The 24121-nt window shown below is 67.8% G+C and carries 21 protein-coding genes; 14 read left to right on the top strand and 7 right to left on the bottom strand.

All coding sequences use genetic code 11. The annotated features are described in order from the left end of the window. The first annotated feature begins 48 nt into the window (after positions 1-48). Positions 49-1302, top strand: coding sequence for a CDP-glycerol glycerophosphotransferase family protein (locus tag QRN21_RS02550; RefSeq protein WP_285363061.1), 1254 nt, complete (start codon positions 49-51; stop codon positions 1300-1302). Further along, entirely contained in the window at positions 1299-2735 is a 1437-nt protein-coding gene (locus QRN21_RS02545; RefSeq protein ID WP_285363060.1) for a CDP-glycerol glycerophosphotransferase family protein, read from the top strand. Before QRN21_RS02550 ends, QRN21_RS02545 begins: the two co-directional genes overlap by 4 nt. A gap of 21 nt (positions 2736-2756) precedes the next feature. Here QRN21_RS02545 and QRN21_RS02540 read toward each other — a convergent pair whose 3' ends face one another. Then, on the bottom strand, positions 2757-3782 hold the full coding sequence (locus QRN21_RS02540) for a glycosyltransferase family 2 protein (RefSeq protein WP_285363179.1): 1026 nt from the start codon (positions 3780-3782) through the stop codon (positions 2757-2759). A gap of 153 nt (positions 3783-3935) precedes the next feature. Here QRN21_RS02540 and QRN21_RS02535 point away from each other — a divergent pair, with 153 nt between their 5' ends. The 6 genes from QRN21_RS02535 to QRN21_RS02510 all read left to right on the top strand — a co-directional run bounded on the left by QRN21_RS02535 (position 3936) and on the right by QRN21_RS02510 (position 9840). Continuing rightward, on the top strand, positions 3936-5219 hold the full coding sequence (locus QRN21_RS02535) for a CDP-glycerol glycerophosphotransferase family protein (RefSeq protein ID WP_285363059.1): 1284 nt from the start codon (positions 3936-3938) through the stop codon (positions 5217-5219). Position 5220: 1 nt separating this feature from the next. Further along, positions 5221-5985, top strand: coding sequence for a biotin--[acetyl-CoA-carboxylase] ligase (locus QRN21_RS02530; RefSeq protein WP_285363058.1), 765 nt, complete (start codon positions 5221-5223; stop codon positions 5983-5985). A 57-nt stretch (positions 5986-6042) separates the two neighbouring features. Beyond that, complete coding sequence (locus tag QRN21_RS02525; RefSeq protein ID WP_053095615.1) at positions 6043-6597, top strand: PH domain-containing protein; 555 nt, start codon at positions 6043-6045, stop codon at positions 6595-6597. Between the two features lie 90 nt (positions 6598-6687). Continuing rightward, on the top strand, positions 6688-7812 hold the full coding sequence (locus QRN21_RS02520) for a 5-(carboxyamino)imidazole ribonucleotide synthase (RefSeq protein WP_053095616.1): 1125 nt from the start codon (positions 6688-6690) through the stop codon (positions 7810-7812). A gap of 109 nt (positions 7813-7921) precedes the next feature. Beyond that, positions 7922-8389 (top strand): 5-(carboxyamino)imidazole ribonucleotide mutase, encoded by a 468-nt coding sequence (purE, locus tag QRN21_RS02515; RefSeq protein WP_053099056.1) that lies wholly within the window; start codon positions 7922-7924, stop codon positions 8387-8389. An 80-nt stretch (positions 8390-8469) separates the two neighbouring features. Continuing rightward, entirely contained in the window at positions 8470-9840 is a 1371-nt protein-coding gene (locus tag QRN21_RS02510) for an LCP family glycopolymer transferase (protein WP_222839157.1), read from the top strand. 189 nt (positions 9841-10029) lie between these two features. Here QRN21_RS02510 and QRN21_RS02505 read toward each other — a convergent pair whose 3' ends face one another. Next, a complete protein-coding gene (locus QRN21_RS02505; protein ID WP_285363057.1) occupies positions 10030-10560 on the bottom strand; it encodes an LAVTG motif-containing sortase-dependent surface protein in 531 nt (176 codons plus the stop codon). Positions 10561-10754: 194 nt separating this feature from the next. Further along, positions 10755-12515 (bottom strand): DUF4012 domain-containing protein, encoded by a 1761-nt coding sequence (locus tag QRN21_RS02500; protein WP_285363056.1) that lies wholly within the window; start codon positions 12513-12515, stop codon positions 10755-10757. Positions 12516-12624: 109 nt separating this feature from the next. Here QRN21_RS02500 and QRN21_RS02495 point away from each other — a divergent pair, with 109 nt between their 5' ends. Next, the gene (locus QRN21_RS02495; protein WP_285363055.1) at positions 12625-13698 is read left to right on the top strand and encodes a glycosyltransferase; all 1074 of its coding nucleotides are present in this window, start codon (positions 12625-12627) and stop codon (positions 13696-13698) included. A gap of 49 nt (positions 13699-13747) precedes the next feature. Here QRN21_RS02495 and QRN21_RS02490 read toward each other — a convergent pair whose 3' ends face one another. Both QRN21_RS02490 and QRN21_RS02485 read right to left on the bottom strand, forming a co-directional pair. Further along, a complete protein-coding gene (locus tag QRN21_RS02490; RefSeq protein WP_053095621.1) occupies positions 13748-14491 on the bottom strand; it encodes an ABC transporter ATP-binding protein in 744 nt (247 codons plus the stop codon). Further along, the gene (locus tag QRN21_RS02485; RefSeq protein ID WP_502883080.1) at positions 14475-15395 is read right to left on the bottom strand and encodes an ABC transporter permease; all 921 of its coding nucleotides are present in this window, start codon (positions 15393-15395) and stop codon (positions 14475-14477) included. Before QRN21_RS02485 ends, QRN21_RS02490 begins: the two co-directional genes overlap by 17 nt. A gap of 144 nt (positions 15396-15539) precedes the next feature. On the opposite strand from QRN21_RS02485, the gene QRN21_RS02480 reads away from it, so the two are divergent. The 4 genes from QRN21_RS02480 to QRN21_RS02465 are packed head-to-tail and all read left to right on the top strand — an operon-like array spanning position 15540 to position 20945. Continuing rightward, complete coding sequence (locus QRN21_RS02480; RefSeq protein ID WP_285363054.1) at positions 15540-17225, top strand: glycosyltransferase; 1686 nt, start codon at positions 15540-15542, stop codon at positions 17223-17225. After that, a complete protein-coding gene (locus tag QRN21_RS02475) occupies positions 17219-18121 on the top strand; it encodes a glycosyltransferase family 2 protein (RefSeq protein ID WP_056278153.1) in 903 nt (300 codons plus the stop codon). The genes QRN21_RS02480 and QRN21_RS02475 overlap by 7 nt, the downstream gene beginning before the upstream one ends. Beyond that, complete coding sequence (locus tag QRN21_RS02470) at positions 18118-20058, top strand: DUF6541 family protein (RefSeq protein ID WP_285363053.1); 1941 nt, start codon at positions 18118-18120, stop codon at positions 20056-20058. The genes QRN21_RS02475 and QRN21_RS02470 overlap by 4 nt, the downstream gene beginning before the upstream one ends. Continuing rightward, a complete protein-coding gene (locus QRN21_RS02465) occupies positions 20055-20945 on the top strand; it encodes a glycosyltransferase (RefSeq protein WP_230100645.1) in 891 nt (296 codons plus the stop codon). Before QRN21_RS02470 ends, QRN21_RS02465 begins: the two co-directional genes overlap by 4 nt. A 31-nt stretch (positions 20946-20976) precedes the next feature. Here QRN21_RS02465 and QRN21_RS02460 read toward each other — a convergent pair whose 3' ends face one another. Next, entirely contained in the window at positions 20977-21750 is a 774-nt protein-coding gene (locus QRN21_RS02460) for a glycosyltransferase (RefSeq protein ID WP_230100644.1), read from the bottom strand. Further along, positions 21743-23005: a lipopolysaccharide biosynthesis protein gene (locus QRN21_RS02455; RefSeq protein ID WP_285363052.1), complete on the bottom strand. Its 1263-nt coding sequence runs from the start codon at positions 23003-23005 to the stop codon at positions 21743-21745. The genes QRN21_RS02460 and QRN21_RS02455 overlap by 8 nt, the downstream gene beginning before the upstream one ends. 110 nt (positions 23006-23115) lie before the next feature. Between QRN21_RS02455 and QRN21_RS02450 the strand changes: the two genes are divergently transcribed. Continuing rightward, the gene (locus QRN21_RS02450) at positions 23116-24117 is read left to right on the top strand and encodes a glycosyltransferase (RefSeq protein ID WP_285363051.1); all 1002 of its coding nucleotides are present in this window, start codon (positions 23116-23118) and stop codon (positions 24115-24117) included. The last annotated feature ends 4 nt before the right edge of the window (positions 24118-24121 follow it).

Raw genomic sequence — 24121 nt, 5'->3', positions numbered from 1 at the left:
GCAACCGTGCTCACCGAGAAGGACGCCACCCCGCGATAGGCTCGCGGGGTGGCGTCCTTCTCTTTCGGCTCCGGCAATGCGGCCAAGCTGCTTCGGATACCGCTCTATCTCGCCGGACGCGCCGGCACCCTCGTGATTCCGCGAGGCGCCCGATGGGTGTTCGGGTGCGGTGCAGGCGTCGGGGATGGGGCTCTCGCCCTGCACCGTGTCGCCGCAGCTGAGGGGCACGACACCGTGTGGCTCACGTCCTCCGATCGGGAAGACCGCGATGCCGCGGCGCTCGGCCTCCGCACGATGCGCAAGGGCAGCCTACGAGGGTGGTGGGCGACGGCGCGTGCCCGCGTCGTCGTCGTCACGCACGGCCTCGGCGACGTCAACCGCTATGCGGTGTCCGGTGCCTTCGTCGTGCAGCTCTGGCACGGCATCCCCCTCAAGCGGATCGGATTGGACTCACCCGCGACCACGCAGGTCCCGGACGTCCCCGGTGCGGCGCTGCTGCGTCGTCTCGTCGGCTTCCTGTACCGCCGAGCCGCTCAGCGGATCCGAGTCTTCCCGGCCGCATCCCACCGGTCGAGGGGTCGGCTCGAGTCGGCCTTCGCGCTCGGCGACGGCCGCGTCGTCGTCACGGGCGAGCCGCGCGTCGACGTGCTGTCCGCAGGCGACCCGACCGAGCGTCGGGCCGCCGCGTCCGATGCGCTGGCGCGCGTCGTCGGCGAATTGCCGACCGCATCTCGGACGATCCTCTACGCCCCGACCTGGCGCGACGGAGCCGATGATCCGGCAGTCCCGTCGGCGACTCAGTGGGTGCGGATCATCCAGATGCTCGAGCAGCGGGATGCCGTGCTGCTCGTTCGCTCCCACCCGCTCGGAGAGGGCGGGTATGCGCCTCCGCTGCCCAGCAGAAGGGTGCGGATGCTCGGCTCCGGCCTGCTGACCGACGTCACGCCGGTGCTGCCGGCGATCGATGTGCTCATCACGGACTACTCCTCGATGGCGTACGACGTGGGACTCTTGAGAATGCCGGTGCTGTTCCTCGCTCCCGACGCCGAGGACTACGCGCGGACGAGAGGCTTCTACGGTCGGTTCCAGGACGTCGCCGGCGACGACGCCGCGACCGGCTGGGACTCGCTCTTGCCGCAGCTGTCTGCACTTCTGGACGACGAGGACCTCTTCTCTGCACGCGCCGAGCGTTCGGATACGCTCAGCGCGGAGATGCACGCCTTCCGCGACGGCGGCAACACCCGGCGCGTCTACGAGACAATCCGTGCGCGGGGGATCCCCGCGCCGAAGGGAGCAGCATGACCACGGCCCGGATCGATGAGGCGGCAGAGACGCTGGTCATCGCAGGCGCCGGCCAGCGCCCCACCACCGCCGAGCTGATCGGGCCGCGCGCCCGGGTCGCCGCGCGCATCACCGGCGGAGGCAAGACCTGGAAGGCGACGTTCCCGCTGCGCGCAGCACGGTGGGGCGGCCCTGAGCTTCCCCTGCCGACTGGCGACTACGAGCTGCACATTGCCGACGTGGAGCTCGGTGATCTCCTCGTCGCAGCGGAGGTGCTGACCGGCGTGCGCGTCGCCGTCGACGGGACGACCGTGCGCATCGCGGCCCCGATCGATCCCGCCTATGAGACGAGCGAGGGGCAGGCGACGCTCGAGGGCCGCTACCTCGCGCATCCCGGGGCGACCGAGAACGCCGTCTTCTTCGAGAGCTTCTACGGACGTGCCGTCGGCTGCAACCCGCAGGCGATCGACCGCGCCTTGTTCGCGCAGGCGCCGGACGTCACGCGCTACTGGAGTGTGGTCGACCTGTCGGTGGCGGTTCCCGACGGGGCGATCGCGGTGGTCGAAGGCAGCCCGGAGTGGTGGCGTGCCCGCGCGGCATCCCGCCTGCTCGTGGTCAACGACTGGCTGCGCCGTCGCTTCGCCCGCAAGCCCGGCCAGAAGGTGCTGCAGACCTGGCACGGCACACCCCTGAAGCGGCTGGCGCTGCACCGTCCGGGGTTCGCTCCTCGACGGATGGCGGCGGTCATCAAGGAGTCTCGACGCTGGGACGTGCTCCTGGCACAGAACACCTACTCCGAGCGCATTCTCCGCAAGGCGTACGCATTCTTCGGACGGCCCATCTGGGTCGAGGGGTATCCGCGGAACGACGCTCTGGTCACCGGGGATGCCGCAGCGATCCGCGCGGACCTGGGCATCGCCGACGGCGAGCGAGTGCTGCTGTATGCGCCCACCTGGCGCGACGACCGACCCGAGATGGTCGACTTCATCGACGCGGAGGAGCTCGCGAGGCAGACGGACTCCGTCGTGCTCGTGCGCGGCCACTCGCGCACGATCGACACGGGACGGGACCGAGCGGGCGCTCGCGTGATCGACGTCACCGGATACCCCGAGACCTCGCAGCTTCTGCTCGCCGCCGACGTGTTGATCACCGACTATTCCTCGGTGATGTTCGATTTCAGTGTCACGGGCAAGCCGATGTTCTTCCTCGTGCCCGACCTCGACCACTATCGCGGAGAGCTCCGTGGGTTCTACTTCGATCTCGAGACCCGCGCCCCCGGCCCTCTGGTCCGCACGCAGGATGAACTGGTCGCGGCACTCGCCGACGGCGAGCACGGGAACGTCTATGCCGAGCGATATCGTGCCTGGCGGGCGCAGTTCAACCCGCGGGATGACGGTCGCTCCGCCGAGCGGGTCGTCGCGCGGATCCTGGACCAGGGGTACGTCACACGGTGAGCCGGTCGGCGGTGCGGCGCGTCAGGGGAGTGGCGTGTTGCGGGTGCCGAGTCGGGACGCGTCGACCGTGTCGCGAGCGCCGCGCAGCACGCCCTCGATGAAGCCGAGGCCCCAGGAGAGGTGCATGGTGGGCAGAACCAGCAGTGTCCACAGTCTCTGGCGCAGCCCGCCACCGCCGGGGAGGCAGGCGACGCCCACCACGAGCAGCAGATACGCCACCAGCGGCAGATAGACCACGGCCCCGACGGCGAGCGAGAGAGCGCCGGAGAGGATGCCGGTCAGTTGCAGGACGCCGGTGAGGAGAGCGGCCGAGACGAGGACGACGAGCGCCGGGGGAGCGAAGTACCGGATGCCGTTGCGGCGTCCGTATCGTCGCACGAGTTCGCCGCGCCACGCGCCCGTGGCCCGGAACTGACGGGCGAGCCGCAGCCAGCTCTCGCGAGGCCAGTAGGTCACCGAGAGATCGGGATCGAACCAGACGAGATGTCCTGCCTGGCGGATGCGGAGGTTGAGCTCCCAGTCCTCTCCGCGGCGGATCGACTCGTCGAAGAGCCCGACCTCGTCGAGCACCGACCGACGCATGACGCCGAGGTAGGCGGATTCGGCCTCGCCCTCGTGGGTGCCGCCGTGGTAAGCCCCCCCGCCGAGGCCGACGGGGGAGTTGTAGAGGCGCGCGACGGAGGTCTGGAACGGCGTGCGCCCGTCAGCGCGCATCACACCGCCGACGTTCGCGGCACCCGTGCGTTCGAGAGTCGCGAGGGCGAGGGCCGCATAGCCCGGAGCGAGTTCGGAATGGGCGTCGACGCGGACGATCGTCGCGAAGCGGCTTGCCCGGATCGCGGCGTTCAATCCGACCGGGATGTGAGCTGCGGGGTTGTCGACGAGCCGGATCCGCGCGTCCCCGGCGGCCAGGCGTTGGGCGAGCTCCGTCGTGCCGTCGGTGGAAGGCCCGAGCGCGAGCACCAGCTCGGCCGGGACAGTGAGCTCCTGCTGGAGCACGGAGGCGACTGCGTGCTCCAGATAGGCGCGCTCGTTGAGCACGGGCATGACGAAAGACACTCCGTTCTCCGGGGCGGCGATGTCGTTGTCAGGCACATGACGATCATGGCATGCGCTTCTCGCGCGTTCGCTGATTCCCGGCACCGGTGATCTCGGAAGGCGTCAGGCGGGGCGAGCCGCCGCACTCGGTATCCTGGAGGGATGGGTGCTGTGTCCGATGCGAAGAAGGCCTACCGTCTGCTGAAGCGGGCGCTCGCCTCGCGCAAGGCTGTGCAGCGAGTGCGGCGGCGCCTCGCCGAGCGCGAACCGCACCCGCCGGAGCACTACCAGGTGGCGGTGTACTTCGCCGACGGCGACGTGAACATGTACCAGATGCGGCAGTGGTATCGCCCTCTCGTGGAGCTGTCGAAGCACTGGCCCGTCGTCGTGCTGTCCCGGTCGGCGACGGGCGCCGACAAGCTGCTCGACGAGGACGGTCCTCCCGTCGCCTTCGTCCCGACGATCCGTGATCTCGAACGCTTCCTCAGCACGCAGGACATCCGTGTCGTCCTCTACGTGAATCAGAACACCCGCAACTTCCAGATGTTCCGCTACGGCAGGCGCTGGCACGTGTTCATCAATCACGGCGAGTCGGACAAGATGTACATGACGACCAATCAGTACAAGGCGTACGACTACGCCCTGGTCGCAGGACAGGCTGCCCGTGACCGCCTGTCACGGACTCTCTGGGACTGGGACATCGATCGACGGACGATCGAGATCGGCCGGCCGCAGGCCGACCACTACTCGGGCACGCTGCCGTACGTTCCGGACGAGCGCACCGTGGTGCTCTACGCCCCGACGTGGGAGGGCGACCGCCCGAGCGCGCACTACGGGTCGATCGCCACCCACGGCGAGACCCTCGTCACGACGCTGCTCGCCGCGGAGAGGCACCGCGTGATCTACCGCCCGCACCCGCGAAGCGGCGTGATCGACGACGCGTACGGTGCCGCGCACCGACGCATCATCGCCGCCATCGCGGCCGCCAACGCCGCGGATCCGTCCGCACAGCACGTCTACGACGACGGCGCGGAGCTCGGATGGCAGCTGGCCGCCGCCGATGTCGCGATCGTCGACATCTCGGCGATGGTCTACGACCGCCTCGCAGTAGGCAAGCCGCTGATGATCACACGGCCGGCCGACGAGAGGGCATCGATCGACACCAACGGCTACCTGTCGGACTGTGAATGGCTCGACGCAGGCGCTGCGGGTGACATCGTCGCCGAGGTGGAACGCGTGCGTGCCGACGAGGTCGCCATCGCGAGGCTGCGCATGTGGGTGCAGCACTACTTCGGAGACACGACCCCCGGAGTGGCCACAGAGAAGTTCCACGCCGCGATCGCGCAGCTCATGCAGAAGTGGGATCGTTGGCAGGCGAACGAGATCGGGGCAGTGCGCACCGATGAGGACGATGACGACGAAGAGGCCGACGAAGAGGAGGTCTGACGTGGACCTTCCACTCACTGCCGCGGTCGCCTCATGTCTCGAGGTGCTGACCGAAGCGGGCTCGACGAACGACATCTTGAGCGAGCGAGCGCGCGATTCGCCGTCGACGCCGCACCTGTCCGTTGTCCTCACCGACAACCAGACAGCGGGGCGCGGCAGACTCGGCCGCTCCTGGACATCCGCACCTGGCGCATCGCTCGCCGTCTCCGTGCTGCTGCGGAGGCTGCCCTCGGCGGCGGATTCGCGAGGCTGGATCCCGCTCGCGGCCGGAGTGGCGATGGCGGATGCGATCGCCGAACAGCTTCCCGACCACGACGTGGCGGTCAAATGGCCGAACGACATCTTGGTCGACGGTCGCAAGATCTGCGGAATCCTGGCGCAGGCGACTCAGGATGCCGTCGTCGTCGGAACCGGTGTGAACACGGCGATGACAGAGTCGGAGCTTCCCGTGCCGACCGCGACGTCCTTCGCGATCCTCGGCGTCGAGGCCGACGCCGACAGGCTTCTCGCCACCTACCTCCGCGCACTCGAGCAGCTGGTCTCCGAGCTCGCGGGAGCGGGCGACGCCGTCTCGAGCGGTCTCCACGACGCCGCGACCGAGCGGTGCGCCACGATCGGTCTCGACGTCAGGGTCTCCCTTCCCGGCGACTCCGTCCTCGTCGGAAGAGCCACCGGACTCGACGTGGACGGTCGGCTCGTCGTGCAGGCGGAGGGCGGCGACACGTCGATCTCTGCCGGAGATGTGGTGCACGTCCGTCCGGCGTGAGTCTGACACGCCCGGCGCGCGAGCCGCGATGTCGGCGGTTGCGGGCACAATGGAGGGGTGACTCAGCCCGTGACTCTCGGCGGAAGGCCGACGATGCCACCGCCGGGTGCGCCCGCGGAAGAGCTGCTCATCGCCCGGTTCCGCACTCACGCCCGGAGGCTCTTCTGGTCGGCGCTCGTGCTCATCGCCGTCTTCGGTGCGACGTCCTTCTTCTACGACAACCTCCCGGCGCCGTTCGAGAACTGGATGCTGCTGAGTGCAGCCGGAGCGATCGTCCTCCTGTTGGTCGTCGTGCCCTGGGTCATCTGGTACTCGCGCTCCGTGACTCTCACCACGCGGAGGGTCATCGTCAATCACGGCGTCGGCGCCCGCAACCGGCGGGAGATGTCGCACGCTCGGGGATACACGATCGGCGTCCGCCGCGGCATGATCCAGCGGATGTGGGGCGTCGGAACGATCACGCTCTCGAACGGGGTCGATGCGCCGTTGCGTCTGCCCAATGTTCCGAACGTGACGCTCGTGCACGAGACACTGGCCGATCAGATCGAGGTGAGCCAGATCCTGGCGCACCGCGATGCGCAGTCAGGTCACGACGGCACTGCCGGATTCTGAGCGCGGTACCGCGTCGGCGGGTCGGGCGGGACGCGTGAACAGCGCTCGCGCTGATGCGCGAGAATGGTCAGGACGAAATGGAGGCGGCCCATGGCGCTGCGCGTTGGTGTGATCGGTGGAGGCCAGCTGGCTCGGATGATGATCGCTCCGGCGGTCGAACTCGGACTCGAGCTGAGGGTGCTCGCTGAGGACGAGGGGATGTCCGCGCAGCTCGCCGCGACGGCGGTCGGCGACTACCACGACCTCGAGGTCGTCCGCGCGTTCGTCCGCGACGTGGACGTCGTCACCTTCGACCACGAGCACGTGCCGCAGGAGGTGCTGCGGGCACTGGTCGCCGACGGGGTCGCCGTGCACCCGGGGCCGGACGCCCTGCAGTTCGCCCAGGACAAGCTCCTGATGAGGGCGAGGCTCGAAGAGCTCGGGGTTCCTCAGCCGGACTGGGCGCCGGTGCGCGACTCCTCCGAGCTGCAGGCATTCCTCGACGAGCACGACGGGCAGGGTGTCGTGAAGACCCCCCGCGGCGGATACGACGGCAAGGGAGTCCGCGTGGTCCGAGAGGCCGGCGAGGCTCAGGACTGGTTCGACGGGCTCGCCGACGGCGAGGCGCTGCTGGTCGAGGAGCTGGTCGGATTCGTGCGCGAGCTCGCGCAGCAGGTGGCTCGTCGTCCGGGCGGCCAGATCGTCGCCTACCCGGTGGTCGAGACGGTGCAGCGCGGGGGTGTGTGCGCAGAGGTGATCGCGCCGGCGCCTCATGCGGCCGAGCGCCTCGTCCGGGTCGCCGAGGAGATCGGTCGATCGATCGCGGAAGGACTCGGGGTCACCGGGATGCTCGCGGTCGAGCTCTTCGAGACCGACGATGAGCGCATCCTCGTGAACGAACTCGCCATGCGTCCGCACAACAGCGGCCACTGGAGCCAGGACGGCGCAGTGACCGGGCAGTTCGAACAGCACCTGCGCGCTGTCGCGGACCTGCCCCTCGGCGACACCGCGCCTCAGGCGGCGTGGTCCGTGATGGTGAACATCCTCGGAGGGCCGCAGACCGGCACGCTCGGCGACCGTTTCGCCGGAGCCATGTCCGAGCATCCGTCGGCGAAGATCCACACCTACGGAAAGAGCCCGCGACCGGGTCGCAAGGTCGGGCACGTCAATGTGACGGGCGACGACCTCGACGACGCGGTGTACGTCGCGCGCGCCGCGGCGGCGCACTTCGACTGAGCGTGCGGTCAGGGGTGTGCCGTTCGGGGTTTCTCCCAGCACCAGACCGTAGCCTGAGTGGGTGACTGAGCCACTGCACTCCTCCACCGCGCCCCTCGTCGGCGTCGTCATGGGTTCCGACTCCGACTGGCGCGTGATGAGCGACGCCTCTCAGTCGCTGAGCGACTTCGCTATCCCGCACGAGGTGGAGGTCGTCTCGGCGCACCGCACCCCCGACAAGCTCATGCAGTACGCGCGGGAAGCGCGCGGTCGCGGCATCCGTGTGATCATCGCAGGTGCCGGCGGGGCCGCTCATCTTCCCGGGATGCTGGCCTCGATGACCGCGTTGCCGGTCATCGGAGTCCCCGTTCCGCTCGCGTACCTCGACGGGATGGACTCGCTTCTCTCCATCGTGCAGATGCCCGCCGGAATCCCGGTCGCGACGGTGTCGATAGCGGGAGCGCGCAACGCGGGCATCCTCGCGGCGCGGATCCTCGGCACCTCCGACGATGACCTCGCGGATCGTGTCGAGGCCTACGCGCTCGACCTCGAAGCGCAGGTCGAGGAGAAGAACGATCGGCTGAAGGGGTCCCTGTGACCCTTGCGCCGCCGCGAGGTACGGCGCGACCACTGATCGAGAGCCGCCCGATCCGGCATCCGAACACCGCCGATGCGGGGATGATGACCAAACGCGGGTGGTGGCTGGTGCTGCTCAACCTGCTGGTGCCCGGTTCTGCCCAGGTTCTCGCCGGCAATCGCAGGCTCGGACGCTTCGGTCTCGGGGCGACGCTGACTGCATGGCTGCTCGTGATCGTGGGCGCAGGGCTGGCGCTGTTCGCTCGTCCTGTGCTGCTGTGGCTCACGGTCGGCGGAGGCTGGTTCTCCGCGGTCATCCTGACTCTCGTCCAGGTGCTGCTGATCGCCTACCTCGTGCTGTGGGTGGTGCTCACCTTCGATGTGCTGCGGCTCGTCCGACTGGTCAGGGTCCCGGGCCCGTCCAAGTTCGCGATCCCACTCGTCGCCCTGCTTCTGCTCGGTCTCGTCGGAACCGGAACGGCATACGCGGCGTCGTACGTCGGCACAGCCCGGGGAACGATCAGCACGATCTTCGGACAGAGCGGGCCCAGCCTGCCGCCGAGCGAGGGGTATTACAACATCCTGCTGCTCGGAGCGGACAGCGGCGAGGGCCGAGACTCGATGAGGTTCGACAGCATCTCGGTGGTCTCGGTGAACGCGACCACCGGCGCCGTGACGATCACCGGGATCCCGCGCGAGCTGCCCAATGCACCCTTCAGCGAGGGAAGCCCGATGCAGGCTCTGTATCCGAACGGCTTCGAGGGTCACAGCTCCAGCGCGTGCGGCTGGAACGGCTGGATGAACCACGTGCGCAATGCCGCAGAGATCTGCCGTGACGACAACGGCACCGGCCTGTACCCGGACGCCGCATCGCACGGTTCCGATCCCGGCATCGAGGCGACCAAGGATGCGGCGGAGGGCGTTCTCGGCATCGAGATCCCGTACTACGTCTTCGTCGACATGCACGGCTTCGCTGCGCTCGTCGACGCGCTCGGCGGTGTGGACATCACTGTGACGGAGCGGCTGCCCAAGGGGGGCCCACCCGAGGGCACCGACCCGTATGACGTCGACGCATGGGCGATCGGGTGGATCGAGGTCGGCGAGCAGCACATGGACGGTGACACGGCGCAGTGGTATGCGCGATCGCGGTACACGACGAGCGACTGGGATCGGATGAAGCGCCAGCGCGAACTGCAGGAGGCGATCCTCGCGCAGTTCACCCCGCAGACGGTGCTCACGCGCTTCAACGAGGTGGCCGCCGCAGGTACCGCGCTGATCAGCACCGATCTGCCTCAGGACAAGCTGCCCGAGTTCTTCGACCTGATGACGAAGGCCCGGGAGCAGACCGTCGCCACGATCGAGCTCACTCCTGACAACGGGGTGGACGAGCACACCCCTGACTACGGGTACATCCACGAGCTGGTCCGGCAGACGCTGCACCCGCCGACGGAGACGCCGACGCCGACTCCGTGATCGGCGACGTCGATCGGGATGTTCTCCCTCGAACGGCCGGTGCACATGAGTGAGCCCACGGCCGCCACCTGAGAGTGAAGGTGGCGGCCGTGGGCCTCCGGTTCAGGACCGGATTCACCAGACGACGGTGATCGGAGGGGGAGGGATCACCGTCGTCCAGTCGGTTCCCGCTGAAAGCGGGGACCTGACCTAGGCGCGCTTACGGCGCGTGACGCCTGTGGCGACGAGAACTCCACCAGCCACCAGAGCAGCTGCCCCACCTCCGAGAACCCACGGCGAGACGCTGCCGCCCGTGAGGGCGAGCTCGAGCCCGCCGCCGGTGAGCGGAAGCTCCGTGCCCGCGGCCGCGACACCGGGATCGTGGTCGCAGCTCACCGCTGAATCGTGGCCGTGCGAGACGGTGATCGTCGCCGTGTACGACCGCGACCCGTCGAAGGCGAGCGCGTAGGAACCCTCGCCGTCGGACGGCGGGCGGAAGGTGACGACGAGACTGCCGTCCGCCGCGGCCGTGTTGCCCGAGACAGCGGAGTCGCCCGCGTTGAGGCCCGAGACCGACACTCCGACGTTCTCAGACGGCAGGAAATAGCCTGCGCCGAAGACGACGGTGGACACTTCGCAGATGTCGATGATCGGATCATCGACGCTCACCCGCGGCGTGCCGGCATACGAGTCGGACTCGGTCGGAACGACCGGCGAGGCGGAGGCGACAGCAGGTGCCATGAGCACGAGTACGCCAGCGGTAAGGCTGATGGCAGCCAGTTTTTTCAGCATGATTCTCCCCAGAAATACACGCGGAATCGCCTTCGGATACACCCCTGCATCCGACTGCGTGAGCTCTTCCTGTCCCCACGACAGAATTGCAGAACTCAGATATTCCCCAGTGAGAATGACCCTACATCATCGAAACAGGAAAGTCACGACGCGCAACGCAGTTGTTCGCGGGACACGTCAGGCGTGGTGACCATGGGCGTGTGATCGACCACCGTCAGTCGTTCTCCGGCGCCGGTTCCCTGATATTCGAGGGTGATCGTCGACGATTCGCCCGGAGCCAGCAGCACCTCGTGCTGAACGGCGGAGCGGGAGCCGAGCAGAGCCGTCTGCACGCTGATCTCTTCCCCGTCGCCGTCGATGTGGGAGGGGGTGGCACCCTCGGGCCCGTACACCGTGACCAGGGTCCTGGTCGACCCGGCGGGTACTCCGTAGAACCCGTTAGCGGTCACGTATGGCGGCAGCGCCGTCCCGGCGTCCGCGGGCGCGTCGTTCTTCCAGGTCACCGTCACCTGCGTGGTCGGTTCGCCGTCGCACGTGCCGATCGACGTCGTGATGGCCGCGTCCGCGTAGAAGTCCATCTTCCCGCCGGTCGTGTCGTTGAAGAGCACGCCGACGTGGGTCTGGGGGCCGTCCTCGGGCAGCGCCCCGCCGAGCGTCGACGCCGACAGGATCGCCTCCTCATCCTCATGCGCGCTCCAGATGCGGATGCGTCGCTCATCGGCAGACTCCGCGAGGGCGGCGACGAGATCCTTCGGGGCGGCTTCCGTGAGCGCGGCGGACAGAAGCGCTCCCGCGGCCTGCGAGAAGACCTCGTCCTGCGCGGACGGGTCGGGCACGCTCGCGTAGATCTCTGAGAGCAGCAGGTTCACGACGGTGTCCTCCGTGGCGTTGAACGGCCCGAACGCGAGCGGACCCGTGGCTGCGATCAGGTCTTCCGTCATCACCGCGTCGACCGCGATGACGCCGTCGACAGATTGCCCGAAGCGGTTCTGCCAGCGCGTCGCGATCGCCGGCCCGGCCTCGGTGAAGTCGGGGATGCTCGTCAGGTTCTGCAGGTATCGACCGGGGCGGTCCTCGAAGAGGGCCACGGTCGATTCGCTGAGCGGGATCGGCGTGTCGAGGGCCGGGAAGTCCTGCGTGGAGGCCTGCTGGACGAGCGTGATCCGGCCGTTCTCGGCGTGCAGCAGGGCGATCGCCCCGATGATTCCGCCGGACGATCGCAGCTCGGCATTGTTCTGCATCGCGAGCACATAATTGCGGGGACCCTCTCCGCCGAGCATGCTCGGCAGCAGCGCGGACGCTCCATGCAGCGCTCCCACGACGGTGGCAGCCTGCGTGACGGCCGATCGCATCTCTCGCACGGCATCAGCGAGCGGAGGAATCGTCGCGCCCGCGTCGATGTCGAGCGCTCGCGTCTCCGCAGAGGTCAGCGTGGCACTCGCCTCAGCCAACGGGGGCTCGATCTGCGCGAAAGGCGTGAGGTCCACGACGCCGCCCGAGAGGCCCAGACTCGCCAGATCGAGTTCCTCAGCGGCGGCCAGCACCGGAACGAGCGCGTCCGACGCGACGTCGTCGGCGATCTCGGCGACGTCGCTCACCGCTGAGAAGTTCGGTCCGAGCCAGGGCAGCAGACCGAAGCCTGACCAGATCGGATCTGATGTCAGGTCGTGCGCGGACCCCGCGTGGTGAGCGATGCGCGCAGAGAGCGCCGCGGCCGTGTCGAGGTCGCCCTGCCCGATCGCCTGCTTGAGCTTCGACGACGCCGCGGAGACCTGCTGCAGATCGTTCACAGCACCGATCCCACGGATGCCGACCCAGCCGATCGCGAGCACGATGAGGGTCACGATCACGCCGATGGTCCACCGCAACCATCGACGACGCACAGGCAGACGTCCGTCACTCACCCCTGCATTCAAGCACGAAGCGAGATATCGGCGGCGGACGGCCCCGCAATCCTCCGCGCACCCGGTGCTGCTCCCAGGTTCGGGGCGGGTGGGCGATTACTGTTGTCGCATGGGTGCTCGGCTGCGTGTTGTTCTGGATCAGCTGACGCATGTCGTGCACGCGGACCACGCCTCAGCGGCGTCGGACCTCACCGCTGCGCTCATCTCGACCGCCCCCTCCGGGTGCGAGGTCGAGGCCATCGTCCCGTCGGGCGTCGACGTGCAGATCCCGGGTCTGGTCGACGTGCGCAGACTGTCACTCGCGCGGCGCGAGCTCGCGGCGTCCTGGCAGTTGGGCATCGTCCCCGGGGTGGGCGGGGGGCTCATCCACTCGCCGACCCTGATGGCTCCGCTGGTGCGTCACGACCGCCTGCACGACCTCGATCAGACGACAGTCACGCTGTGGGATCTGCAGGCGTGGGACGAGCCGGATTCGCTCACCAAGTCCGTGGTCGCCTGGCAGCGGGCGATGCTGAAGCGAGCCGTCAAGCACGCGGATGCCGTCGTGGTGCCCTCCCACTCGGTCGGTGAGCGACTGGCGGAGATCGCGAAGCTGAGCGGACGGATCCGCGTCATCCCTGGGGCCGCCCCAACTGCTCTGGTGATGCCCCTCGACGCGCGAGAACGACGAGCCGCTCTGTCCCTGACGGAAGGGTATGTGCTGCTCACCGGATCGGCGCAGTCGCTCGAGCACGGCTTCCGGGCAGCTGTCGCATCCGGCAGGGATGCCGTCGTGCTCGACGCTCCGGAAGGGGCAGAACCGCGACTCGTCGAGGTCGCAGTGGCCGCAGGGCTGCCTGAAGCGCGGGCCCACATCCGCGGCGCACTGTCGACGGAGGATCGGGCGGCCGTCTTCGCCGGGGCGTCGGCGCTGGTCGCGACCAGCCCACGCGCTGCGTGGCCATGGCGTGCGGTCGAGGCCATGACCCTCGGTGTGCCGGTGGTCGCCGTCGACAGCGGAGTCCATCGGGATGTGATCGCTGACGGGGGCGCGATCGTGCCGTCGACCGAGATGGCCGAGGCCGTCGTCGATGCGGTCGGAGACGGCGCACGGCGTCTGAGCGTGCTCGGCGCGGATCGATCGAGGTCGTTCTCCTGGCTCGGCGCGGCCGAGCGTGTGTGGGGACTCCACGCGGATCTCTGAGACGACCGGCACCGCTGTCGTCGAGCTCGCCGACAGCGTCAGCGGGCTCTCAGGAGCGCATGACCTCGACGGCTTCCGCGCTCGGTCCATCGAAGCGCACTTTGCCCTTCTGGAGCAGGATGCCGCGGTCGCACAGGTTCGAGACCATGTTGAGGTCGTGGCTGACCACGACGAGCGTCTTCCCCTCAGCGTGCAGTTCGCGCACACGAGCGAGGCACTTCTTCTGGAACGGCTCGTCGCCGACCGAGAGGATCTCGTCGATCAGCAGGACGTCCATCTCGGTGTGGATCGCCACGGAGAACGCGAGTCTGAGGAACATGCCGGACGAATAGTGCTTCACCTCGGTGTCGATGAACTGCTCGATCTCGCTGAACGCGACGATCTCGTCGTACCGAGCCTCGGTCTCCTTCTTGCTCATGCCGAGGATCGCGGCGTTGAGGAAGATGTTCTCGCGTCCGGACAGATCGGGGTGGAACCCCGCGCCGACCTCGATCAGGCCGGCGATGCGGCCGCGAGTGAGCACGGTGCCGGCATCGGGCTCGAGAACACCCGAGATCAGCTTGAGCATCGTCGACTTGCCCGATCCGTTGAAACCGAGGAGGGCGACGGACTCGCCCTGCTGGATGTCGAACGACACGCCGTCCAGGGCGTGGAAGTCGGTCGTCAGCGGCTTGCGACGGATCGCGGCGAGAGCCGTCTCCTTGATCGAATGCGTGTGCCGGAGCTTGAAGGTCTTGTGGACGTCGTCGATGATGATCCGCGGAAGTGGCTGCGCATCAGAGATCTTGGGCAAAGCGGCCCTCCAGTCGGCGGAAGACGAGCTGGCCGATGACCAGCGCGATGAGAGACGTCACGAGGGCGATGAGCCCGTACATCCACAGGTCGGGGAGCGGGGACGCGTCAGGCCCGAGCGGGAACCAGACGCCGTAGTGGAAGAGCTCCACGGCGGCGGTGATGGGGTTCAGTCGATAGAGGACGAAGAGCCAGTCGGGTACGACATTGGCGACCTGCGTCCACTCGTACATCACGGGGGAGGCCCAGATCGCGACCATCACGATGATCTCGACGAAGCTCTGCGCATCGCGGAACGTCACGTTGATCGACCCGAAGAAGAGCCCGAGGCCACTGGCGAGCACGGCGATGATGACGAGTGCGAGAAGGATGGCGCCGAGCGAGGCGAAGGTGGGCGCCCACCCGAAGAACAGCGAGATGGCGATCACGACGATGATCTGCGGCACCGTGTTCACGGCGGCGATCATCATGCTGGCGATCGGGAACATCTCGCGAGGCAGGTAGATCTTCTTGATGAGCGCCGCGTTGTCGACCAGGGACCGGGTGCCGTTGGAGAACGCCTCGTTGAAGAAGGTGACGACGGTGATGCCCGAGAGCAGATAGATCGGGAAGTAGTCGACGCGGTCGTTCAGGCCGAGGAACACGCCGATCGCGACGAAGAACACCACGAACTGCACGAGTGGCTTCACGTACGACCACAGCCAGCCGAAGATGGAACCCCGATACCGGATCTGGACTTCCTTGCGCACGATGAGCGAGAGGAGATGCCGTTGCCGGAAGACCTCGAGGAGCCCTCGATTCGCGCCAGGAGTCGTCATTCTCTGGTCGTCGGCTGTGCGAGCCTGTTGCACCGCGATTCCACCTTCCGAGGCGCCGACGGTCTCGGGCGCACCGAGAGCAATCATACGATCCTCCGCGCGGTGTCCCTGGCAGATCGATGGGGATGCGTCCGAACGCGCGGCACAGGCGCAACCCAGGGTCAGAGGCTGGGCCGCTGGTAGGATCGCGGAGGTCTCGTGCGTCCGTCGATCCGAAAGCAAACTGTATCCGTGACACCTCTTCAAGCTCTCGATCAGCCTGCACTCTTCCGCTTCGAGGACCCGCAGACGGGCGCCGATCTCTCGGAGCGCGAACGCCGCCTTCTCGTCGGCGCGTTGAACTTCCACGCGCTCATGGCACCTCAGCGAAAGCTGCGGATCCATCTCTACGACGGCTCGGTGGAGACGACGCCTCGACTGACCGACGACAGCACGTTCGACGGACTCTCGAGGAACAACCGACACCGCATCGGGAGCTTCGACATCGTCAGCTCCGTCTCCGTCGAAGAGCGTGAGCCCGAGCGTGCGGAAGCGGCCTCGGCCCGTCTCGTGGCGTCGCCCGCCAGGCATCTGCACGTGTCATCCGACGATGTGCTCGACTCGGACCCTTACCGCCCGCAGCGTCCCGGTCTGGTCGGCCGGATCGCACGGAGCGTCAAGTCGCGCGCGCCGCTGCTCTACGACGACGCCCGGGACCTCTCGCTGCTCAGATTCCGCCGCAAGCTCACGACGGCCATCGAGCCTCGCGATTACGAGGCGGAGTTCCGTCCGGGGGGCGCACACGAAGACGACGTGATCGTGCCGGCCGGCCCGGTTCTCGACGGGGCGCCGAAGGCCGTGATCATCGGACTCCACTGGTTCGAGCTCGGTGGCGCCGAACTCTGGGCGTTCGAGACGGTGCGTCTGGTGCGCGAGGCCGGCTTCCTTCCCATCGTGCTGACCAATCGGGACTCTCACCAGCCATGGGTCACGCGGCCCGAGCTCGACGGAGCGCTGCTCATCCCGTTCTCCGAGCCCACCGTCACCTCGCAGACCGCCGGCGTCGAACCGCTGCTCCGCTCGCTGCTCCGCACCTTCGACGTGCGCGGTGTCGTCATCCACCACAACCAGTGGCTGTACGACCGGGTCGCCTGGATCGCCGCATCGCGTCCCGGCATCCCCATCATCGACAGCACTCACATCGTCGAGTACACCGGCGGCGGGTATCCGCTGAGCAGTGCGATCGCGTCCCGATCGATCACGACGCATCACGTCATCTCGCCGAGCCTCGCCCGCTGGATGACCGATGTGCAGCGCATCCCTGCTGACCGTGTGGTCATGGCACCGCTCGGCGGACTCACCGTGAAGCCGAAGGATGCCGTGTTCCGTCCGCGGACCGCGGGTGAGCCGTTCACCGTCGCGTTCATCGGCCGGATGGCCCGGCAGAAGGCGCCCGAGGTGTACATCACCATGGCGAGGCGGTTGAAGCGCCAGGGATACTCGCTGCGTTTCATCCTTCACGGCGGCGGCGAGCTGTCGAGCTGGGTCGATGACATCATCCGTGCCGAGGGGCTGGGGGAGGACATCGTCCGACGCAGCTCGGACACCCCTGTCTCCGAGACGCTCGATGAAGCGCATGTGCTCGTCGTCGCGTCGCACAATGAGGGACTCACGCTCACGACGCTCGAGGCGATCGCACACGGTGTGCCCGTGATCTCGACGGATGTCGGGGCACAGAGCGACATCATCCCCGAATCCGCTCTGGTTCCGCGTCACGCACGTGTCGCCGCCCGTCGACTCGCCGAGGCGGTGGCCCCGCTCGTCGACGACGAGGAGTCGAGGGAAGCGCTGTGGCGGAAGGAGCGCAAGGCGGAGAAGAAGTTGCTGTCCCAGCAGTCCGCGAGTTCATGGTTCAAGGAAGAGGTGGGCTCATGGTGAGTGTCGCTGGAGTGGTCGTCACGTTCAATCGGCTCGAGAAGCTGAAGACGGTGATCGCATCGATCGAGGCGCAGACGCACGCCGTCGAGACGCTGTTCGTCATCGACAACGCCTCGACCGACGGCACGGCGGAGTACCTGGCATCCCTCGAGACGTCCGTCCCCCTTGAAGTCGTGACCATGTCGACCAACTCCGGGGGAGCGGGTGGCTTCTCCGAGGGGATGCTGCGCGGATACGCCTCCGGCGCGGACCACGTGTGGATCATGGACGATGACTGCTATCCGAAGCCGGAAGCGCTCGAGAGCCTCATCGCCGGATTCGACGGGGCCGTCCAGGAACTCGGCGGCGACGTCCCCTTCGCATGTTCCGTCGTCGAGTTCACCGACGGCAGCATCTGCGAGATGAACAACCCCGTGACGACGTGGGACTGGGGTCGTCTGCTCGTCAAGGGCCAGAACAATGTCATGGTCACAGCGTGCTCGTTCGTCTCCGTGCTCATTCCACGCTGGGCGATCGCGGAGTACGGGCTTCCCTACTCCGAGTACTTCATCTGGTTCGACGACCGCGAGTACACCCTTCGCCTCACCGCTCGTTGCCCCGGCGTGCAGGTGCTCGACAGCGTCGTGGTCCACGACATGGGCGACAACCGCGGAGTGAACTTCGCGATGGTCGACCGCAAGAGCCTCTGGAAGTTCTCGTACGGCGTGCGCAACGAGGCCTCCTGGCAGCTGCACCATCGCGGATTCCTGTACTTCATCGAGTTCGGCGCACGGCTCTTCGTGAGCCTGCACCGCGGTCGCGTCCCGCTGGATCTGCGCGCGAAGCTGCTCGGCAAGTGGCTGAAGGGCATCACCTTCAATCCGAAGGTCCGCTACCCGGAGGCTGAGGCGGCGTGAGCTGGGTCTCGATCCTGCCCGCACTGATCGTCACCGGAGCTCTTCTCTTCCTCCCGGGACTCCTGCTCGGCTTCCTCCTCCGCCTGCGCGGAATGAGACTCCTCGCGCTGGCACCGGCGCTGAGCGTCTCCCTCGTCGCGGTCGCCGCCATCGCAGCGCCTTTCGTGGGAATCCGATGGAGCATCCTGCCCGTCCTCGTACTCACCGCGGTGGCGTCGCTCGCCGCCTTCTTCTGGTCGAAGCACGTCGGAGTCCCGGCGCGACCACGCACGCACGTGAGCGCGAGGCAGCTGGTCGCGATCATCGTCTCCATCGCAGTGCCCGCTGCGCTGATCGCGTTCGTGCTCGTGCGGAGCATGCACGACCCAGAGTTCTTCTCACAGCGTTACGACAACTTCTTCCATCTGAACGCTGTGCAGTACGTCCTGGACACCGGGAACGCATCGCCGCTGTGGCTGGGAAGCATGACGTCGCCGGCCGGCGTCCCCTTCTACCCGTCCGGATGGCACGCGCTCGTCTCCATCGTCGTCGCCCTGAGCGGGGCATCCGTGCCCCTCGCCACCAATGCGATGATCATCGTCGTCGCGGCGGTCGTCTGGCCGATCGGCGCGGTGTTCCTCGTGCGCGAGCTTCTGGGACGAAACCAGATCATGACGGTGATCGCGGGCGCTCTGGCTGCCGCCTTCCCGGCGTTCCCCTTCCTGCTCCTGCACTACGGGGTGCTCTATCCGCTGTTCCTCGGCCTGGCCGTGGCTCCGGCCGCGATCGTCGTCGCCTGGTGGCTTCTCAGGCCCGGGCAAGTGTCACGTCGCCAGGACTGGGCCCTGCTGTTGGTGCTCGTCGTGCCGGGCCTGGGTGTCGCGCACCCCGGGGCTCTCATGGCGGTCGTCGCTCTCACGGTGCCCTTCGTCCTCGCCAGGCTTCTGCATCAGATGAGGGCTCCCGGACGCCCGCGGGTGATCGCGATCGGCCTGCTCGTCGCCTACGCCGCCGTCGGCGTGGTCCTCCTGCAGGTCGTGCGTCCCCCCGGAAGCCAGATCTACTGGCCCATCATCAACACCGTGCCCGACTCCATCGGAGAGGTCGTCGCGGCGAGCGTGTACGGCTACCCGAGTTCGCTCGGGATCACCGCACTGATGATCATCGGCGCGTACAGCGTGATCCGCCGAGGCACCTATGCGCGGTGGTCGGTCCTGGCGATGGCGGTCATCTCCGCCGTGCTCTATATCATCGTGTCGGCGTCACCGTATGAGACGCTCCGGTTCTGGTTCACGGCCCCGTGGTACAACAACCCGCCTCGTATCGCCGCGTTCTGGGCGATCGGAGTCCTCCCGCTCGCTGCGCTCGGTGGCATCGTGCTGGTCACATGGCTTCTTCGTCAGCGCCTGCTCGCGCCGGTGCGGCGCTTCTCCGAGCGTCTGCCGATCGTCCTGATCGCCGTCGTCGTGATCGCACTCGTCGGAGTCACCCAGAACGCCGCGATCCGGCAGGCGGCAGCAGATATCGAGTTCACCTACGAGCTGCGACCGGGTGGGCCGATCCTGTCTCCGGACGAGCTCGATCTCATGGAGGATCTCGACGAGCTCGTTCCCGAGGACGCCGTCATCGCGGGAGACCCGTGGACCGGAGCGTCCTTCGCCTATGGCGTGAGCGGACGACGCGTCCTCATGCCGCATCTCCTGATGGATCTCACCGACGACGCCGAGGCGATCAACACGAAGCTGAACACAAACGGCGACTCTCCGCAGGTGTGCGACGCCCTCGAGGACACCGGTGTCGCGTACGTCCTCGACTTCAGCGCCGACGGCGACTTCCAGGAGAACGACGGCGACTATTCGGGACTCGACGACCTCGAGAGCTCGCCTTACGTCGAGCTCGTCGAGCAGCGCGGAGATGCGAAGCTCTACAAGATCGTCTCGTGCGGACTCGGGTCATGACGTACGAGATCTTCGTGCCTTTCTGGGGAGACCCCGAACAGCTCTACGAGACCGTCGAATCGGTGCGCGCCCAGACGGATCCGGACTGGCGGCTGACCGTCATCGACGACTGCTATCCCGATGAGTCCGTCGCGGCGCACTTCGACGAGGAGTCGGACGAGCGGATCATCTACACCCGGAACGAGCACAACGTCGGGATCACCGAGAACTTCCGGGAGTCGGTGCGCCGCGCGTCCGGGGACTTCGTCACGATCCTCGGCTGCGACGACCTCCTGCACCCGAACTACGTGGCGGTCGTCCGAGCCGCGGCGCGTGCCGTGCCCGGCGCGGATGTGATCCAGCCGGGAGTCCAGGTCATCGATGAGCGCGGCGCGGTCGTGCTGCCCCTCGTCGATCGGATCAAGCAGCGCCTCCTCGCCCCGAAGGGCCAGGGCATCACCGTGTTCAACGGCCCTGACATGGCCACGACGCTGATCCGGGGCAACTGGCTGTATTGGCCCTCGCTCTCGCTGCGGGTCGAGACGCTGCGCAGGATCGACTTCACGGATGACCTCGCCGTCATCCAGGATCTCGCTCTCCTGATGGACATCGCGTTCGACGGGGGCACGCTGGCGTATACGCCGCCGCTCGCGTTCTCCTATCGGCGTCATCTGGCGAGCGCGTCTCAGAAGACGCTGCTCGACGGCAGCCGTTTCCTCGACGAGCGTCGGTACTACCGCATCGCGCGTCAATCGGCCGCTGCGCGGGGATGGAGCCGCACAGCGCGGACCGCGAGAGTACGTCTCATGTCCCGTCTGCACGGGATCGCCGCGTTGCCCCTCGTCCTGAGGCATGGCACGGCGCGGGGTGTGCGGTCGGCCCTGGCGCACGTCGCGGATCCCCGCTGAGGGTCGGCACGGGAAGCGGCTCAGCCGCTGTCTACGGGGCTGAGCGGCCTCGGCTGAGTCGCCGTGCCGCGGCGACGCGACGTGATGCCTCGCGCCAGGCACGGAGAAGCATCCACCGCGACTGCAGAGCCTTGCGGAGGCCCCGTGGCCTCGGTGCCGACGCATTGGCATCGTGCAGCCGACGTCGCAGAACCGGGCTCTGCACGTGCGCGAGCATACGGGCCGTGTTGCCGACCGTCGCGATCCACAGGTCGTGGGACTCGACCAGGAACCCCGGGAAAGGCAGGATCAGCTCCGAGGCCTCACGTCGGATCGCCATCGCGCAGCCGTAGTAGGGGGCATCGCCGGCCAGCAGACGCAGCTCGTTCGCCAGGGATCCGCCCGAGGGCAGCGGAGCGAGGCGCCAGGGTCGTCCGGTGAGCGGCGAGCTCAGTGGCGAGTCGTCAGGGAGCAGCACCAGGTCGCCGGCGGCGATCGAGCGGTCGCGGAGTGCCTCGACCAACAGGTCGCGACGCCCGGGGACCCACTCATCGTCCTGGTCGGAGAGGAAGATGACGTCACGGTCCGCCAGCGACAGCGCACGCTCGAACGTCTTGACGTAACCGAGGTTCTTCGGGTTTCTGTACACGGTCACGCGCGCATCGCGGTATGTCTCGAGAAGGGCGACGGTGCCGTCGGTACTCGCGTCGTCGACGATGACGACCTGATCGTCCGGCCGCAGTCCCGCCAGGATCGAGTCGAGTTGCTCGCGCAGATACCCTGTGCCGTTGTACGTCGCCATGCATACGCACACGGTCTCAGTCATGTGCGACTCCTCCCTCAGACGGTGCCACGAGAGCGAAAGCCGCCCGCCTCTCCCGCAGCAGATGATGTGTTCCGGCCGATCCGACGACGGCGAGGATCACGAGCTCCGAGGCGGCGAGGCCGGCGATGATCCCGCTGAGACCCCACTGGGACGCCCAGATCATGAGCGGCACTCCGACGACAGCGGCGCCGAGGGTGCCGTAGAGCACGTAGCGGTTGAGGCCGGCCGGCACCAGGACGTTGCGGATGAAGGGGGTCGTCAGGCTCGTCAGCGCGAAGGTGGCGCCGAAGCCCAGGAACACGGCGATCTCGGGCGTCGCTGCCCGGCCGAACAGGAGCGTGGACAGCACAGGGCCGAGCAGAGCCAGCGCCGTACCGCCGAAGAGAGCGAGGGCTGTGTGGAGGCCGAATGCCACGAGATGGCGGCGCGCCCGGCCATGCGCATAAGACACTTCGAGCACCCACTTCTGCAGAGTGTTCGACAGCACCGTGACGGCGAAGAGGGCGATGCGGAAGAACTTGTCGGCGGAGGTCGCCTGACCACTGGCCGTCGCGCCGAGGAGGCCCTGGGCGAGCGGGATGGGCGCAGAGGTGTAGGTTCCGCCGATCGTCTCGGCCGCGGCGACCGAGACGTTCGCGCGATATGCGCGCAGGATGCGCCGCCCGGCGAACGGAGGCACGGGTCGTCGGTAGAGGCGGAGGTTCAGAAGCAGCGGGCCGGTGAGGAAGCCGATCAGAGTGAGGACCGGATACCACAGCAGCTGCTCGGTGAGCAGGAGGAGCGGGATCGCGAGAGCGACGCTGAGGCTCACCGGCACGGTCTCGAACAGCAGGACGACCCGCGCATCCCCGACGCCGACTGCGTACCAGACGACGGTCATGGCCGCGGCAGTGGTCGCCAGCGTGACGAGGGCGGCGACAAGGCGGAACTCGGGGGGAACCAGGGCCGAGCTGAGGGCGGCACCGACGAGTCCCGCCGTGACGACGAGCAGTCCGCGGCACCAGAACGAATCACCGAAGAGCTGACGTCGGGCGTCGTCGTCGGCACTGAGCGCGATGCGCGCTCCGCCCGAGATGTTCCAGCCGAATCCCGCGACTATCGCGCAGACGGTTCCCACGGCCTGAGCCGTGCCCACGGAGCCCCACGCCGCCAGACCGAAGACGTTCGGGATGATCGGCAGCAGGAACAGCGGCGCGATGAATGAGATCAGAGGAACGGCGCTGAAGCCCGCGAAGCGTGACAGCAGAACCTTCATCGATGGGACTCCTCGGACCATTGCGGCCCGACACCATTCCGGATGGCGCGGACGTGAACGCGTGCGACCCTAGACTACTTGAGTCGGCGTGAACGAGAGGTCAGGGTCCCATGGTTGGTGTCATCGTGCTCGCCGCCTACCGACCTTCCCGGGAACTCTTCACCCGCCAGCTCGCCTCGATACGCGATCAGACGGTCACCGACTGGGAGTGCATCATCTCCGTCGACGGAGAACTGGAGACCGTCGAGGAGGTCGTCGCCGAGGTCGCGGCCGGGGACGAGCGCTTCCGCATCGTCGCGGACGGCAGACGCCTGGGTTTCTACCTGAACTTCGAGAGGGGTCTCGCAGCGGTGCCCGCCGAGACCGAGTGGGTGGCGCTGAGCGACCAGGACGACTTCTGGTATCCCGACAAGCTCGAGAAGCTGCTCCCGTACCTCTCGGATTCGGCGATCGTCTCCGGGCAGGCGCGTCTGGTGTCCCATCCCGGTGACGAGGTGCTCGGATTCACCGACCGCCGGCAGCTCGACCCGGCATCGACCATGATCGTGAATCAGTTCACCGGTTCGTTGTGCCTCTTCCGCCGAGACCTGCTGACGACGGCGCTGCCGTTTCCCCGCCTCTCCTCACACACGGTCGCGCACGATCACTGGCTCGCTGTCGTCGGGATGGCGCAGGGAGGCGGTCGCATCGTGGATGAGGTCGTGCAGGACTACGTGCAGCACTCCGCGAACGTGTTCGGCGACCCGAGCAGGCTGAGGCTCGGCCCGATCGCGACCCTGCGGAGAGCCTGGGGCAACGCCGTCACGTTCGCCGTGCGGTACGAGGGGGCGGCGACGCCGTCCGCGATGACCCGGATGCTGTTCTGGATCTATGTGGGGTGGCGCCAGCTCATGGCGCAGACGCTCCTGGAGCGTGATCCCCGCGCGGCACGCGCGATCGAGTTGGATCGGCTCTTCGGCTCGGGTCGGCGACTGCCGGTGACCCTGGGGATGTTGCGGAGGGTGCGCCGCGCGCGGGCCGTCCCGACGCCTTTCGTCATCGCCTATGTCGCGAGCTGGGCAGCGGGGTGGCTGATCCGGGGCCGGCGGCGCACTCCGACGGTGGCACGCTGAGCGG

It is taken from the genome of Microbacterium sp. LMC-P-041, from assembly GCF_030209555.1.
Lineage (GTDB): Bacteria > Actinomycetota > Actinomycetes > Actinomycetales > Microbacteriaceae > Microbacterium.
The sequence above is the reverse complement of the archived record's forward strand: the minus strand, read 5'-3'. Positions and strand labels throughout refer to the sequence as shown.

Coding starts and splice junctions, on each gene's coding strand:
- QRN21_RS02545 (WP_285363060.1), top strand. CDS start 1,299: ATGACCACGGCCCGGATCGATGAGGCGGCAGAGACGCTGGTCATCGCA.
- QRN21_RS02540 (WP_285363179.1), bottom strand. CDS start 3,782: ATGCCCGTGCTCAACGAGCGCGCCTATCTGGAGCACGCAGTCGCCTCC.
- QRN21_RS02535 (WP_285363059.1), top strand. CDS start 3,936: ATGGGTGCTGTGTCCGATGCGAAGAAGGCCTACCGTCTGCTGAAGCGG.
- QRN21_RS02520 (WP_053095616.1), top strand. CDS start 6,688: ATGGCGCTGCGCGTTGGTGTGATCGGTGGAGGCCAGCTGGCTCGGATG.
- purE (WP_053099056.1), top strand. CDS start 7,922: ATGGGTTCCGACTCCGACTGGCGCGTGATGAGCGACGCCTCTCAGTCG.
- QRN21_RS02510 (WP_222839157.1), top strand. CDS start 8,470: ATGATGACCAAACGCGGGTGGTGGCTGGTGCTGCTCAACCTGCTGGTG.
- QRN21_RS02505 (WP_285363057.1), bottom strand. CDS start 10,560: ATGGCACCTGCTGTCGCCTCCGCCTCGCCGGTCGTTCCGACCGAGTCC.
- QRN21_RS02495 (WP_285363055.1), top strand. CDS start 12,625: ATGGGTGCTCGGCTGCGTGTTGTTCTGGATCAGCTGACGCATGTCGTG.
- QRN21_RS02485 (WP_502883080.1), bottom strand. CDS start 15,395: ATGATTGCTCTCGGTGCGCCCGAGACCGTCGGCGCCTCGGAAGGTGGA.
- QRN21_RS02475 (WP_056278153.1), top strand. CDS start 17,219: ATGGTGAGTGTCGCTGGAGTGGTCGTCACGTTCAATCGGCTCGAGAAG.
- QRN21_RS02465 (WP_230100645.1), top strand. CDS start 20,055: ATGACGTACGAGATCTTCGTGCCTTTCTGGGGAGACCCCGAACAGCTC.
- QRN21_RS02460 (WP_230100644.1), bottom strand. CDS start 21,750: ATGACTGAGACCGTGTGCGTATGCATGGCGACGTACAACGGCACAGGG.
- QRN21_RS02455 (WP_285363052.1), bottom strand. CDS start 23,005: ATGAAGGTTCTGCTGTCACGCTTCGCGGGCTTCAGCGCCGTTCCTCTG.
- QRN21_RS02450 (WP_285363051.1), top strand. CDS start 23,116: ATGGTTGGTGTCATCGTGCTCGCCGCCTACCGACCTTCCCGGGAACTC.